The sequence below is a fragment of the Nonomuraea sp. MTCD27 genome, from assembly GCF_041950495.1.
GTDB lineage: Bacteria > Actinomycetota > Actinomycetes > Streptosporangiales > Streptosporangiaceae > Nonomuraea.
This window is the reverse complement of sequence record NZ_JBGNUW010000005.1, coordinates 1-13,610: the sequence shown is the minus strand read 5'-3', so window position 1 is coordinate 13,610 and position 13,610 is coordinate 1. Positions and strand designations below refer to the sequence as shown.

General features: G+C 72.9%; 10 protein-coding genes. 6 read left to right on the top strand and 4 right to left on the bottom strand.

What is annotated here, in order from left to right; translation table 11 throughout:
- Positions 1-69: 69 nt before the first annotated feature.
- On the bottom strand, positions 70-2,850 hold the full coding sequence (locus tag ACBJ59_RS15840; protein WP_375110964.1) for an AAA family ATPase: 2,781 nt from the start codon (positions 2,848-2,850) through the stop codon (positions 70-72).
- Between the two features lie 260 nt (positions 2,851-3,110).
- Here ACBJ59_RS15840 and ACBJ59_RS15835 point away from each other — a divergent pair, with 260 nt between their 5' ends.
- On the top strand, positions 3,111-5,864 hold the full coding sequence (locus ACBJ59_RS15835; protein ID WP_375110963.1) for an AAA family ATPase: 2,754 nt from the start codon (positions 3,111-3,113) through the stop codon (positions 5,862-5,864).
- A gap of 179 nt (positions 5,865-6,043) precedes the next feature.
- Positions 6,044-7,363 carry an MFS transporter gene (locus ACBJ59_RS15830; protein WP_375110962.1) on the top strand — a complete coding sequence of 440 codons (1,320 nt, stop codon included), beginning with the start codon at positions 6,044-6,046 and terminating at the stop codon, positions 7,361-7,363.
- Positions 7,364-8,283: 920 nt separating this feature from the next.
- Here ACBJ59_RS15830 and ACBJ59_RS15825 read toward each other — a convergent pair.
- The 3 genes from ACBJ59_RS15825 to ACBJ59_RS15815 are packed head-to-tail and all read right to left on the bottom strand — an operon-like array spanning position 8,284 to position 10,934.
- Complete coding sequence (locus ACBJ59_RS15825) at positions 8,284-8,778, bottom strand: hypothetical protein (RefSeq protein WP_375110961.1); 495 nt, start codon at positions 8,776-8,778, stop codon at positions 8,284-8,286.
- Positions 8,779-8,781: 3 nt separating this feature from the next.
- The gene (locus tag ACBJ59_RS15820; RefSeq protein WP_375110959.1) at positions 8,782-10,005 is read right to left on the bottom strand and encodes a macrolide family glycosyltransferase; all 1,224 of its coding nucleotides are present in this window, start codon (positions 10,003-10,005) and stop codon (positions 8,782-8,784) included.
- Entirely contained in the window at positions 10,002-10,934 is a 933-nt protein-coding gene (locus ACBJ59_RS15815) for a patatin-like phospholipase family protein (RefSeq protein ID WP_375110958.1), read from the bottom strand. The genes ACBJ59_RS15820 and ACBJ59_RS15815 overlap by 4 nt, the downstream gene beginning before the upstream one ends.
- 330 nt (positions 10,935-11,264) lie before the next feature.
- Between ACBJ59_RS15815 and ACBJ59_RS15810 the strand changes: the two genes are divergently transcribed.
- The 4 genes from ACBJ59_RS15810 to ACBJ59_RS15795 all read left to right on the top strand — a co-directional run.
- Entirely contained in the window at positions 11,265-12,128 is an 864-nt protein-coding gene (locus ACBJ59_RS15810; RefSeq protein WP_375110957.1) for an alpha/beta fold hydrolase, read from the top strand.
- Positions 12,129-12,425: 297 nt separating this feature from the next.
- Positions 12,426-12,755, top strand: coding sequence for a PadR family transcriptional regulator (locus ACBJ59_RS15805; protein ID WP_375110956.1), 330 nt, complete (start codon positions 12,426-12,428; stop codon positions 12,753-12,755).
- A gap of 2 nt (positions 12,756-12,757) precedes the next feature.
- The gene (locus ACBJ59_RS15800) at positions 12,758-13,159 is read left to right on the top strand and encodes a DUF1048 domain-containing protein (protein WP_375110955.1); all 402 of its coding nucleotides are present in this window, start codon (positions 12,758-12,760) and stop codon (positions 13,157-13,159) included.
- Positions 13,159-13,610: ATP-binding cassette domain-containing protein (locus ACBJ59_RS15795; RefSeq protein WP_375110954.1), on the top strand; the 452-nt coding region annotated here is incomplete at its 3' end. The genes ACBJ59_RS15800 and ACBJ59_RS15795, both read left to right, overlap by 1 nt.

The following is a 13,610-nucleotide window of genomic DNA, read 5'->3' as shown; positions in this document are numbered from 1 at the left end:
CGCCGTCCCGGCCCCAGCGCGGGCACCCGCCGGGAACGCCGTGAAAGCCGGATGACGTGCTCCCCGGGCTCACGGACGGTTCTGGTCCTGGTCGGGCAGGGCCTGCGGGAGTTGATGACGGGAGGTGATGGCGAGCTTGGTGAACACCTTGCCCAGGTGGTACTCGACGGTGCGCGGGCTGAGGAACAACTGGGCGGCGATCTCGGAGTTCGACAGGCCGGCCCGGGCCAGGCGGGCGATCTGGCCCTCCTGAGCGGTGAGCCGGTCCGGTGAGTCGGCGGTGCGCTTGCGGACGGTCTCGCCGGTGGCCAGGAGCTCGCGACCGGCGCGCTCGGCGAAGGCCTTGGCGCCGAACCGCTGCAGCATCTCATGGGCGATGCGCAGGTGCTCGCGCGCGTCCACGCGCCGGTTCTCGCGACGCAGCCACTCGCCGTACACCAGGTGGGCGCGGGCGAGGTCAACGGTGCTCCGGCTGCGCTGGAGGCGCTCGATGGCGTCGCGGTACAGCGGCTCGGCGGCCTGGCCGCCGGACAGCAGCGCCCTCGAGCGGGCCAGCAGGCCGAGGGCCCAATTCGTGCCGCTGGCGGTGGCTCGTTCCTCGATCTGCCGCAGGGCGGTCGCGGCCGATTCCGGGGCGTCGGAGCGGGCGGCCGCCTCGACGAGCTCGACGAGGGAGAAACCGTAGACCCCCAGATCCTCGTGCTCGCACGCCCCTTCCGCACTGGCCAGGGCGGCCTCGTACTGACCGAGACTGTTGTACAGCACCGCGTTCATGTAGTGCCGCCCCCCGATCGATCGCCCCTCACCCCAGCTGCTCGACGCCCACTCGGCACGGGCGTCGAGCACTGTCCACGCCTGGGCATCCTCGCCACGCATGATGAGGAGCAGCATCGAGGCGTAACCGAGGTACGCGTTACCGGTCACCTTCAAGATCGCGGTGGACTCCTCGACCAGCGTCGCGGCCGCGTCGAACTCCCCGGCGTGCACGTGCACGGCCGCGCGGTAGGTGAGGGACAGGGGGAGGAAGTTGAGCGCGCCGGTCTCGCGAGCCGTCCGGACCGCGTGCGTGGTCAGTTCGTGCCACGCCTCGTCGTCCCACATGTCACCGGCGACCAGCCAGGTCAGCCAGAGCCAGCGCATGACGTCGTCCCCGTTGTTCCCGGCCTCCTTCCGGAACGCCCGCAGCGCGCGCTTCAACAGCGGCGCCCCTTCGACGTAGCCCTCGGCGAAGCGTGTCGCCAGGCCGTCGAGAAGTGCGTCGGCCGGCCGCGGTGGTCGCGGTCCCGGCGGTGCGGCGCGGGCGGCCTCGGCCACCTTCCGGAGTGCACCGCGTTCGCCCAGCCGGCCGGCGAAGACCGCTGATCCGATGGCTTCGAGGTACGCCTCGCGCGCCTGTCCCTCGTCCACCCGCTCCAGCCGGTCGGCCGCGTCGAGCAGCAACGGCACCGCCTCGCCGCCGCGCCTGCGCGCGAAGACGATCTGGGTGCGGAGGCGGGCCAGCCGCCCGTGCTGGAGCTCGTCCAGCGGGCACAGCTCCGCGGCGACGAGGAGGTCGAGCGCCGCGTCCGGGGCCCCGGCCTCGAAGGTGGCCTGCGCCGCGGCCACCGCCCTCGCGCCGCGCCTGGCCGGATCGGGCGTCAGCTCGGTCGCCCGCTTCAGGAACGCGGCCGCCGCCGCGACACCGCCGCGCGCCTGGGCCCGGTCGGCCGAGCGCTCCAGCTCACCGGCCACGGCCTCGTCGGGTTCGACCGCCGCGTGAGCGCGATGCCAGGCCCGGCGATCCGGATCGGACTCGGGATCGGTGGCCTCGGCCAGCGCACGATGCACGTCCTGGCGTTCTCCGGGATCCGCCGCCCGGTAAGCCGCCGAGCGCACCAGCGGATGACGGAACCGCGCCAGCGTGCCGAACTCGATCAGGCCCGCCGCCTCGGCCGCCGTCGCGGCGTCCGTCCCGATGCCGAGCCGCTCGGCCACCCGCCGCAACAGCAGGACGTCCCCCACCGGCTCGGCGGCCGCCGCCAGCAGCAGCCGTTGCGCCGCACCCGGCAGCGCCCCGATACGCCGCACGAAACTCTGCTCGATCTGACTCGCCAGCGGCCGCGCGTCGGGCCACCCGAACCCACCGGCCAGCTCGGCCACCGTCAGCCCGCGCGGCAACTCCAGCAGGGCCAGCGGGTTACCGCGCGTCTCGGCGACGATCCGGTCCCTGACCCGCACGTCCAGCCGCCCGGGGACCACCGCGTCCAGCAGCGCCCGCGCGTCGTCGTCGCGCAGCCCCCGGACCGCCAGCTCCCGCAGCCCCCGGAACCGGTCAGCGCCCGGACCGGGCGTCGGCACCCGCACCGCGAACACCAGCGCCACCCGCTCGGCGAGCAGCCGGCGCGCGACGAAGGCCAGCGTCTGCGCGGAGACCTGGTCGAGCCACTGCGCGTCGTCCACCACGCAGACGAGCGGCTGCTCCTCCGCCGCCTCGGCCAGCAGGCTGAGCACCGCCAACCCGACCAGGAAACGGTCCGGCACGCTGCCCGCGCTGAGGCCGAACGCGACGGCCAGGGCATCGCGCTGCGGGCCGGGGAGGCGGTCGATCTGCCCCATCAGCGGGAGGCACAGCTGGTGCAGCCCGGCGAACGCCAGCTCCATCTCCGACTCGACGCCGGCGGCGCGCAGGGTCTGGCACTCCGTCGCGTTCGCCACCAGGTAGTCCACCAGCGCGGACTTGCCGACCCCCGCCTCGCCGCGCAGCACCATGACCTGGCTCTCGCCCGCCCTGGCGCCCGCGAGCAACCGGTCGAGCGTCTCGCACTCGTCACGCCGGCCAAGCAGCTCGTGTCGAGGAGCGCTGCTCGACATTCACCACCACCGCGCAGGTCAAGTGGGCCAGACCCGGTCATTTTGGGCTGTCGCAATTATGCATCACGTGGACGCGGTGCGGACGATCCGGTCAGGGGACACGAGTTTCAGCGCGCCGGCCGGTATCCCTGGGGGGTGCCCCAGTGCCCACTAGGGATCGGACCAGGGTCACCCCGAGGCGAGCGCGGCACCTGCCCGGCCACAGTACATGGTGTCGGCGGTGGGCGTCCGACGGCGGGCCGAGGGAGGGGTGAACCCAGGTGCGGCTGTATGGCCGGAAGTTCGAGTGCGAGAGGCTGGATCAGCTCGTGGCCACGGTGCAGGCCGGGCGCAGCTCAAGTGCGGTCCTGGTGTTGCGGGGCGAGGCCGGCATCGGGAAGACGGCGCTGCTGGAGTACACGCGGGGCAGCGCGGCCGGCTGCCGGGTCGCCCTGGCGGCGGGCGTGGAGTCGGAGATGGAGCTGGCCTTCAGCGGGTTGCACCAGCTCTGTGCCCCGTTCCTCGACCGCCTCCATCGCCTGCCGAAGCCGCGGCGCGACGCGCTGGAGACGGCGTTCGGGCTGAGCGCGGGCTCGCCGCCGGACCGTTTCCTGGTCGGGCTGGCGGTGCTCAGCCTGCTCGCCGACGTGGCCGAGAAGGAGCCGCTGGTCTGCCTGATCGATGACGCCCAGCGGCTGGACCCGGTCTCGGCGCAGGCCCTGGCGTTCGTCGCGCGTCGCCTGCTCGCCGAGCGGATCGGGCTGGTGATCGCGGTGCGCGAGCCCGGCCTGCGGCAGGTGCTGGCGGGGCTGCCGCAGCTCGAGGTGGGGCGGCTGAGCGACGGCGACGCCCGCGCCCTGCTCGACTCCGTGACTCCCGGGCGGCTGGACGGGCGGGTCAGGGACCGGATCGTCGCCGAGTCGCAGGGCAACCCGCTGGCCCTGCTGGAGTTGCCCCGTGGCTTGGCGCCGGCGGAGCTGGCCGCCGGGTACGGCCGGCCCGACGCACCATCGGCCGGCCGGATCGAGCTGAGCTTCCTGCGCCAGGTCGAGTCGTTGCCGGCCCGGACACGGCAGCTGCTGCTGGTCGCGGCGGCCGAGCCCGTGGGCGACGTGACCCTGCTGGCCAGGGCCGTCGAGACACTGGGCATCGAGGAGAGCGCCGCCGCGCCGGCCGAGTCGGCGGGGCTGATCACCATCGGGACCCGGGTCCGCTTCCTCCATCCGCTGGTGCGTTCGGCCGCCTACCGGGCGGCGACGCCGGAAGACCGTCAGCGCGTGCACCAGGCGCTGGCGGACGCGACGGATCCGCGGGCCGACCCCGAACGCCGGGCGTGGCACCTGGCCAACGCCACCGCCGGTCCCGACGAGACGGTGGCCGCCGAGCTGGCCCGCTCGGCCGAGCGGGCGCAGGCCCGCAGCGGCGTCGCGGCGGCGGCGACGTTCCTGGAACGGGCGGCCCAGCTCACCCCCGATCCCGCCCGCCGCGGTGGCAGGACGCTGGCGGCGGCCCGGGCCAAGTACCGGGCCGGCGGGTACGACGCCGCGCTCGGACTCCTCGACGCGGCGACGCTCAGCCCCCTGGACGAGCGCGAACGTGCCAGTGCCCACCTCCTGCGCGGTCAGATCATGTTCGCCTCCACCAGCGCCAGTACCGCCCTGCCGCTGCTGCTCGAAGCGGCCGGGCGGCTCGAGCCGCTGGACCCGGGGCTGGCCCGCGAGTCCTACCGCGACGCGCTGCTCGCGGTCATCACGGCCGGCCGCCTGCCGGACGGCCCGCGCTTGGCGGACGTCGCCAGGGCGACCCTGGCCGCGCCTCCCGGACCCGCGCCGGAGCGGGCCGACCTGCTCCTGAACGCCCTGGCCCTGGTCGCCACTGACGGTTACGCGGCGGGCGTGCCGGTGGCGCTGCGGGCTCTTGAGGCTTTCCGTACCGACGAGGTCTCCCGGGAAGAGGGGCTGGGCTGGCTCCCGTTCGCCTGCCGCCTGGCCCACAACGTCTGGGACTTCGACAGCTGGTCGGTGCTCTCGGCCCGGCTGGTCGACCTGGCCCGCGAGACGGGGACGCTGTCGGTGCTGCCGTCGGCTCTCCTGCTGCGCGTGTCGAACCGGGCCCTCGCCGGCGAGTTCGCCGACGCCGACGCGCTGGTCGCCGAGGCGCAGGCGATCGGTGAGGTGACGGGCAGCCGCTTCCTGGCCCAGTACGCGGCCCTGGTGTTCGAGCCGTGGCGGGGCCGGGAGATCGCGACGCGGCAGGCGATCGAGGCGGTCACGCGAGAGACCGCCCTGCGCGGGGAGGGCAAGGTGGCGACCGCCACCCAGTGGGCGACCGCGGTGCTCAGCAACGGCCTGGGCCGCTACGAGGAGGCGTACGCCGCGGCCGAGCGAGGTTGCGAGCACCCGCAGGAGCTCGGGGGAGCGTTCATCAGGTCCTTGGTCGAGCTCGTCGAGGCCGCGACCCGGAGCGGAAGACCGGCCCGCGCGGCCCAGGCCGCCGAGCGGCTCGACGAGCTGGCCCGGGCCAGTGGCACCGACTGGGCCCTGGGCACGTCCGCGAGCGTGCGGGCCCAGGTGAGCGAGGGACCTGCCGCCGAGGCGCTGTACCAGGAGGCGATCGAGCGGCTCGGCCGCACCGAGGTCCGGATCGCCCACGCCCGCGCCCGGCTGCTCTACGGTGAGTGGCTGCGCCGGGAGAACCGCCGGGCCGACGCGCGCGAGCAGCTGGGCAGCGCGTATGAGATGTTCTGCCAGATGGGCGCCGAGGGGTTCACGAAACGTGCCTGCCGTGAGCTGCAGGGGACGGGCGAGAAGGCGGGCAGGCGCTCCGCCCGGGTGGGCACCACGTTGACCGCTCAGGAGGCGCAGATCGCCCGCCTGGCCGGTGACGGGCTGACGAACCTCGAGATCGGCTCCCAGCTGTTCATCAGCCCGCACACGGTCGAATGGCACTTGCGCAAGGTGTTCGTGAAGCTCGGCATCGTGTCCCGCAAGCAGATCCGCACGTCGTTGCTGGAGGACGTCGTGGCCGCGACCTGACGTCCGGGATCCCCGGGTGCGACAGGTACTGGACTGTGTCGCTTGGGGTCGCGCAGACTATGCAGACCGCACAGACCGGTCAGGCTGCCGTGCTCCGGGGGAGCGCGTCGACACCATGGACGTGCTCGCACCTGCCGCGCCCGGTGTTCCCCCCTGCCCTCCTCAGAAGGATCCCTCCCATGCCCGACGGCACGCTCGCTTCGCGTCAGAGCCGACGCGCCACGATCGCCTCGTTCATCGGCACGGCGGTCGAGTGGTACGACTTCTTCATCTACGGCACCGCTTCGGCCCTGGTCTTCGGCACCCTGTTCTTCCCCGAGGCCGACAGCGGAACCGGGACGCTGGCGGCGTTCGCCACGTTCTGGGTCGGCTTCCTGACCCGTCCGCTCGGCGGCATCGTGTTCGGGCACCTCGGTGACCGCATTGGGCGCAAGAACGTCCTGGTCGTCACGCTGATCCTGATGGGATCGGCCACCACGCTGATCGGCGTCCTGCCCACGTACGCGTCCATCGGGTACACGGCGCCGCTGCTGCTCGTCCTGCTTCGCGCGCTGCAGGGCATCGCGGTGGGCGGCGAATGGGGCGGGGCCGTCCTGATGGCCACCGAGAACGCCGCCCAGGGCCGCCGCGGCATGGCCGGCGCGTGGGTGCAGCAGGGCTCGCCCGCCGGCGCCATCCTGGCCACCCTGGCCTTCCTCGTGGTGGGGCGGATGCCCGACGACGCCTTCCTGCAGTGGGGCTGGCGCGTGCCGTTCCTGCTGTCAGCGCTCCTCGTGGTGATCGGACTGGTGATCCGGATCACGGTGCACGAGTCCGCCGAGTTCCGCGCGGCTCGCGAGGCGGAGCCGGCCGTCCGGCTGCCTCTCGTGACGTTGTTCCGGACGGCGTGGCCGCTGGTCGCGCTCGGCATCGGGGCGAGCGCGCTGGGGATCTCCGCGGCCTACTTCACGAACACGTTCCTCGTGTCGTGGGCCACCACCGACCTCGGCATTCCCCGGCAGATGATGCTGGACATCCTGCTGGTCACCTTCGTCCTGCAGTTCCTCTGGCAGCCTGTCGCCGCCCTCATCGCCCGCAGGGCCGGCGCCGTACGCGTCATGGCGGGCGCCCTGACCGCGAACATCCTGGTCGCCGTCCCGATGTTCCTGCTCATCACGACCCGGGACGGATTCCTGATCGGGGTCGCGCTCGCGCTCAGCGTGGTCACCGGGGCCTCGTACTACGCGTTGCTCGCCGGCTTCCTGGCCCAGGCGTTCCCCGTACGCGTCCGCTACACCGGCATCTCCGTCGCCTACCAGCTCTGCAGCACGATCATCGGGGGTTCCACCCCGCTGGTCGCCCAGTGGCTGCTGATCAGCGGCGGCGGCAGCCACTGGCCGGTCGTGGGGTACTACATCGCCCTGCTCGTCCTCACGCTCGGCTGCGTGCTCGCGCTCGCCCGCCGCGCCGGGCACGATCGGCACCCCGCCGCCGCGCGAACCGCTCTGACCAGTCCTTGACCGGGCCGCGTTCCGGGCTCCGCAGTGGGCGCGGATGAGGGCGATCACGGTGTCGGTGGTGCGGTCCAGGTGGCTGCGGCCGTCGGGCAGTCGCGCCTCCGGGCTGATGTAGCTGTGCCGGCCGACGTGGGTGGCCGGGTCGAGCGACCGCGTGGTGATTCTCCCGTCGCGGCGGGCCCTGTTCCACGCGCTGCGGCGGAACAGCTGCCAGCGCTGAGGGAAGAGCCAGGTGCACACCCGCTCGATCCAGTCGTGGTCACTGGTGAGCTGGTACAGGTGGTCGGCGTGGGTGAGATCGTTGGCGCCGTTGTGGAACCCACCGAGAGTGATCAGCAGCAGCGGGGCACGCAACCGGGCGTGCAGCTCGGCGACCGCGCCGATGGCGACCTGCGCGCCGCCGCTGTAGCTGAGCAGCACCACGGGTATGCCGCTGCCGGGCCGGTAGCCGGCCCGGCGCAGCTGGTCGGCGATCTGGACGCCCACGGCGCGGTTGTACAGCGGACGGTACCGGTGGTCGGCGGCGACGAAGATCTGCACGACGTTGTGCAGGAACAGCAGCAGCTCGATGTGGTGGCGGAGCCACTCCCACACGGGCCGGTTGACCAGCGGGGCGGCCACCGGGGAGTAGGGCTGCACCTGCCCCAGCGCCCGCAGCTCCGGCGCCCCGGCGATCAGGGCCTCGACCAGCTTGCCCCCGTCGCGGGTGTCGCGGAAGCGGCGTTTGCCGATGCCGTCCAGATACACCAGGTACGCCGCCGGCGGGCGGTCCGGGTCCGCACCGCGGGCATAGGGCATGCCCTGCGGGAGCTCGGTGGTGGGAGCCCGCCAGCCGGCGGCGTACGCCAGCACCTCGTACCGGGCGAGCAGCGCCTCGGCGAGCAGGACCGGGCCGAGCACCAGGACCAGGAGCGGGAACTCCGTCATGTGACCGGCTCCCGCATCCCGGTGATGGCGCTGATCTGCACCACCAGGCGACGGACCACCTCGACGGCGATGCCGAGCCCGAATCCGGCGACGGCCACGCAGCCCGCGGCGGCCCACCAGCCCAGCCCCGTCGCCGCGGCGAGCGGGGCCACCAGGCCGGCGCCGACCGCCACGAGCAGCAGCAGGTGCAGCAGCGGCCCGAGCAGCGGGAACGCGAGGACGGCGGCGAGCAGCAGTGGAACGACCAGGTCGGGTGTCCAGGTGAACGCGGCGCCGCCGGACAGGGGCGCGGACAGCATCAGCTCGGCGAGCGTCCACGCGGTCAGCGGCCACAGCGCGAACACCGAGCCCTCGACGACGGCGCCGATCAGCAGGAGCGGGATCAGCTGGGGCCGCGACGTGCGGGGCCGGCGGGCGATCAGGGGCAGGAGCCGTCCGATGGCCTCGGACAGCCCGGCCAGCAGCAGCAGGATGATCACGAGGGGTGACATCGCTCACCGCTCCTGCGGCGAATCCGCCGGGGCCGGCCGGTCGGCCCGGCCGCTGCGGTGCAGGTAGCGCTCGAGCTCGTCGGCGGCGCGCGCGTAGCCGCCGGCGTCGCGCTGGGCGACCTGCAGGCGGTCCGCCGCGGCCATGAAGCGCGGCTCGTCGAGCAGGCGCCGGGCCAGGGCTCGCACGATTCCCGGGCCGGCGTCCCGGGGGCTGATCGACAGGCCCGCGCCGAGCTGGACGATCCGGCGGGCCACGAGCGGCTGATCCGCGCCCTGGGGGATCACCAGCATCGGGACACCGGCGTACATGGCCTCGTTGACGCTGTTCATGCCGCCGTGCGTGACGAACAGCGCGGCCCGGGCCAGCACCTCGTTCTGCGGGACGAAGCGGCGCGCGATCACGTTGTCCGGCAGCGGATCCAGCGCGGCCGGATCGGTCTCCCCGGTGGAGACGATCACGGTGCCGCCCAGCGGGGCGAGACCGGTGACGAAGTTGCGCAGCAGTTGCGGGCCCGCGTTGAACACCGTGCCCAGCGAGGCGTACAGCACGGGGGTCCGCAGGCGATCGAGCGGGAACGACGGGTCGGGCGGGCGGGAGCCCAGGCTGGGGCCGACGAACCGGAACGACTCGCCGAGGGTGCCGGCGCCGGGCTGGAAGTCGCGTGAGGTGAAGACCAGGTTGAGCGGCTGGCGTACGTTCGGGAAATCGAACCGCGGCAGTCCGCGGGTGTCGTAGCGGCGCCGCAGGCTGCGCCGCCACCGCAGGTAGTCGCGGGTGTTGCGGGGATGGGCCGCCGCCTGGGCCAGCAGCTTCCACGAGACGCGGGTGGGGCTGGGCGCATGCCGGTTGTACGCGAACGTGGTGAACAGCGATACCGCGGGCACGCCGAGCTCGCGGGCGGCGACCGCGGCCCAGAGGCAGGCCGAGTCGTGCACGATCAGGTCGGGCCGGATGTCGCGCAGCTCGGCGAGCACCTGAGGCAGCAGGCCGACGGTGGTGCGCGCGATCCCCTCCAGCATCGTGACCGGCATCGGCGGATCGGCGAGCGGCCGGTCGGCCTCGGGGTAGAGGCGCACGGTCGCGCCGGTGGCCGCGATCTCCGCCGAGAACTCGGCGGAGATGTGGTAGGTGACGGCGTGACCGCGCCGGACGAGCTCGGCCACGACCGGCAGCGTCGGGTTGATGTGCCCGTGCATCGGGATGCTGAGGAACGCGACGGTGCTCATCGGCCGGCCCCCGCTGCCGGGGCGGGCAGGCCGGCCGAGGCACCGTTCACCCCGTAGAGGCCGGGCCCGTTGACGCGCAGCCCGTCGAGAAAGCGGCCCGCCGCGTGGGCGGCGGTGATGATCAGCCGCTGGGACTGGCGGAAGTCCCACGGAGCGGGCCAGGTCTTGATGCCGGTCGGCAGCACGACGGTCGGGATCCGGGTGGACACCTCGCGCAGATCGCGCTCGATCTGACGGTGTCCCAGCAGCAGCGCCGCCCTGGCGGCGACCGCGTCGGCCCGCCGGGGCGGCAGGGCCGGGCTCAGCGGCCATTCCGGCCCGGCCGACAGCACCACCACGCTGGCCGCCCCCGCCTCCTGCGCCGCCCGTACGGGGACATAGGCGATCACCCCGCCGTCGATCAACGTCCGGCCGTCCCGATCCACCGGGGGCAGGACCCCCGGAATGGCCGCGCTGGCCAGCAGCGCGGACTCCAGGTCTCCCTCGCTGAGCAACGCCTCGGTGCCGGTGGCCAGATCCGTGGCCACCGCGGTGAAGGGAATCTCCAGCTGCTCGATGCGCCGCGGCAGCTCGGCCCGGGCGATCAGCCTGCGCAGGCCGCGATCGGCGACGATGCTGGCCCGCGAGGACAGGAAGTCGAGCGGATACACCTCGCGGCGGCGGACGCGGGTCCACACGTGGTCCAGCCGCGACGCCGCCGTGCCGGGGTGGGCGGCCACGATCGCGCCGTTGAGGGCCCCGACCGAGGTTCCGATGATCATGTCCGGGACGAACCCGCGCTGCTCCAACGCGTACCCGATGCCGACCTGAGCGGCCCCGAGCACGCCCCCGCCGCCGATCACCGCCGCCACGGGGCGGGGCAGGGCGCCCAGGCCCGCCGATTCCGGTCGGTCCGACGAGGGCGCGTGCATCCCCTCATCGCGTGTCATGGCCTGCGCCTCCCGTGGCCGCGGCCATCCGGCCAAGAACCGTGGAAAGCCGAGGAGGCCGATCTCCGGCGATGTGCCACCCACATGACCCGCCCTTCTCACCAGCGCGCTGAATCGGATAGGTGCCTCACCTAAGACAGGACAGCCACCGGACATGTGACACCCCGCGCGGCTTCGTGGGCGGTCTGGGGCCGGGCGTCACACGGCGGGCCGGTGTCCGGTCTTAGGACACGGGTCGAGCATCACGCGCTCGGCTGCGGCTCCGGCGCGCACCGTCTCCGCTCTCCCGTACGCCGGGGCCGCTCATCCCACGTAGAACAGGACAGAACCATGGTCAGTCCCCTTGCTCAGGCGGCCCGCCACACCATGAGATGGCCCGTCACCGCGGTGCCCCTCCTTACCGCGGTCGCCCTCATCCTGGCGAGCCTCAACCCGGCGCAGAGCGCCGCCGCCCAGGACAGCCGGTCGCGTACGGCGAAGCCCACCATCGTGCTCGTGCACGGTGCCTGGGCGGACGCCTCGAGTTGGAGCCGAGTGGTCGCCAGGCTCCAGGACGACGGATACACGGTTCGGGCGCTCGCCAACCCGCTGCGATCGTTGTCGGGTGACGCCGCGTCCGTGAGGGCCTTCCTGGAAACGCTGACGGGACCGATCGTCCTCGTCGGCCACTCCTACGGCGGGGCCGTGATCACCAACGCGGCCACCGGGAACCCCGACATCAAGGCACTCGTCTACGTCAACGCCTTCGCCCCCGACGCCGGCGAGTCCGCGACCGCACTCGCGGGGCCGGACTCCGCCCTGTCGGCCCCGGACCCGACGACGGTGTTCGACCTCGTTCCCCCCGCCCTTCCGCCCACCGCGGACACCGATCTGTACCTCAAGAAGTCGACGGTCCTGACGTCGTTCGCGAGCGGGCTGAGCCCCGATGACAAGGCGCTGGTGGCGGCCACCCAGCGACCGGCCACGGTCGGGGCACTGAACGAGCCGTCCGGCACCCCCGCCTGGCGGACGATCCCGTCCTGGAGCGTGATCGGCACCAAGGACCTGATCATCCCGCGCAGCGCCCAGCGGGCCATGGCCAAGCGGGCCGGCTCCACCATCACCGAGTACGACGCCGGGCATGTCGGCCTGATGACGGATCCCAGGACCGTCACGAACGTGATCGAGCAGGCCGCGAGGGCGACCGCTCAGTAGCAGGATCCCGGCCGGGACATCGACCGTCGCGGGTCGGTGCCCTGGCGGTTCGTGGCAGCACGAGATCGAGGCGCGGCAGATGCCGCGCCTCGATTTCGTGCTGCCGGTCGCCGTGTCAGCGGCCGTGTCAGCACGGCGACAGCCCGGTATCAGGGTGGTCGGCGATGGTGGATGCCATGGGCGGTCAGGATGTGCGGTTCCGGGTGGTACCTCAGCTATTCAACGTTGCTATGTACCAGTAGTCGGTGTTACTTTGTACCGGTAGTCAGCGACACCAAGTAGCTGAGGGGGTGTTCCGTGGGCAGGCAGCTGACCGAGATGCTCAAGGGGACGCTGGAGGGCATCGTCCTGGCGTTCCTGGCCGGCCGGCCCGCGTACGGCTACGAGATCACGGCGTGGCTGCGGGATCGGGGCTTCTCCGACATCGCGGAAGGCACCATCTACGCGCTGCTGGTCCGCGTCGAGCGGCGCGGCCTGGTCGACGTGGAGAAGGTCCCGTCGGAGAAGGGGCCGCCGCGCAAGGTGTACTCCCTGAACGCACGCGGGCGGGCGGATCTCGACGAGTTCTGGAGGACCTGGAGCTTCCTCACCGAACGGCTCCAGCAGCTCCGCGAAGGAGGCAACTAGACATGGCCACAGAGCCGAACGAGCCCAAAGGCCGCTACCGGCAGTACCTGGAGGTGGTCACCGGGCCGCTGGAGGACAAGAAGCGCTGGCGGCGGTACAAGGCGCGCACCAGAGCGCTTCCCGAGAACTACCGCACGGCGGTCGAAGCGCTGGAGCGCTACCTGATGCACTTCGGGCCGGCGGACGGCGCCGGCGCGATGGTGATGTACGAGGATCTCGCCGACCTGTTCGAGCAGGGCGCGGCGGACGGGACCCCGATCCGGGACATCTTCGGCGAGGACCCCGTGGAGTTCGTCGAGGCGTTCATGGCCAACTACCCGCTCGGCCAGTACAGGACCCGCGAGCGCAACCGCTACACCGACGCCATCGCGCGCGCCGCGGGCGAAGAGGACAGGAGACTCTGATGACGACACAGCACGTGATTCAGGTGCAGGGCCTGGAGAAGGCGTACAAGACGCTGCGGGTGCTGCGCGGGGTGGACTTCACCGTGGCGCGGGGCAGCATCTTCGCGCTGCTCGGCTCGAACGGGGCGGGTAAGACCACGGTGGTGAAGATCCTGTCCACGCTGCTCAAGGCCGACGCGGGCACGGCCCGCGTGAACGGTTTCGACGTGGCCGGGCAGGCGGCGGACGTGCGTGAGTCGATCAGCCTGACCGGGCAGTTCGCCGCCGTGGACGAGATCCTCAGCGGGCGGGAGAACCTGGTGCTGGTGGCCCGGCTGCGGCACCTGAACAATCCCGGCCAGGTCGCCGATGAGCTGCTGCGCCGGTTCTCGCTGACCGATGCCGGCGGGCGGAAGGTGGCGACGTATTCGGGCGGCATGCGGCGCCGGCTGGACATCGCGATGAGCCTGAT

Excerpts from the sequence above, each read along its gene's own strand:
- ACBJ59_RS15840 (WP_375110964.1), bottom strand. The coding sequence starts at position 2,850 with ATGTCGAGCAGCGCTCCTCGACACGAGCTGCTTGGCCGGCGTGACGAG.
- ACBJ59_RS15830 (WP_375110962.1), top strand. The coding sequence starts at position 6,044 with ATGCCCGACGGCACGCTCGCTTCGCGTCAGAGCCGACGCGCCACGATC.
- ACBJ59_RS15825 (WP_375110961.1), bottom strand. The coding sequence starts at position 8,778 with ATGTCACCCCTCGTGATCATCCTGCTGCTGCTGGCCGGGCTGTCCGAG.
- ACBJ59_RS15820 (WP_375110959.1), bottom strand. The coding sequence starts at position 10,005 with ATGAGCACCGTCGCGTTCCTCAGCATCCCGATGCACGGGCACATCAAC.
- ACBJ59_RS15815 (WP_375110958.1), bottom strand. The coding sequence starts at position 10,934 with ATGACACGCGATGAGGGGATGCACGCGCCCTCGTCGGACCGACCGGAA.
- ACBJ59_RS15810 (WP_375110957.1), top strand. The coding sequence starts at position 11,265 with ATGGTCAGTCCCCTTGCTCAGGCGGCCCGCCACACCATGAGATGGCCC.
- ACBJ59_RS15800 (WP_375110955.1), top strand. The coding sequence starts at position 12,758 with ATGGCCACAGAGCCGAACGAGCCCAAAGGCCGCTACCGGCAGTACCTG.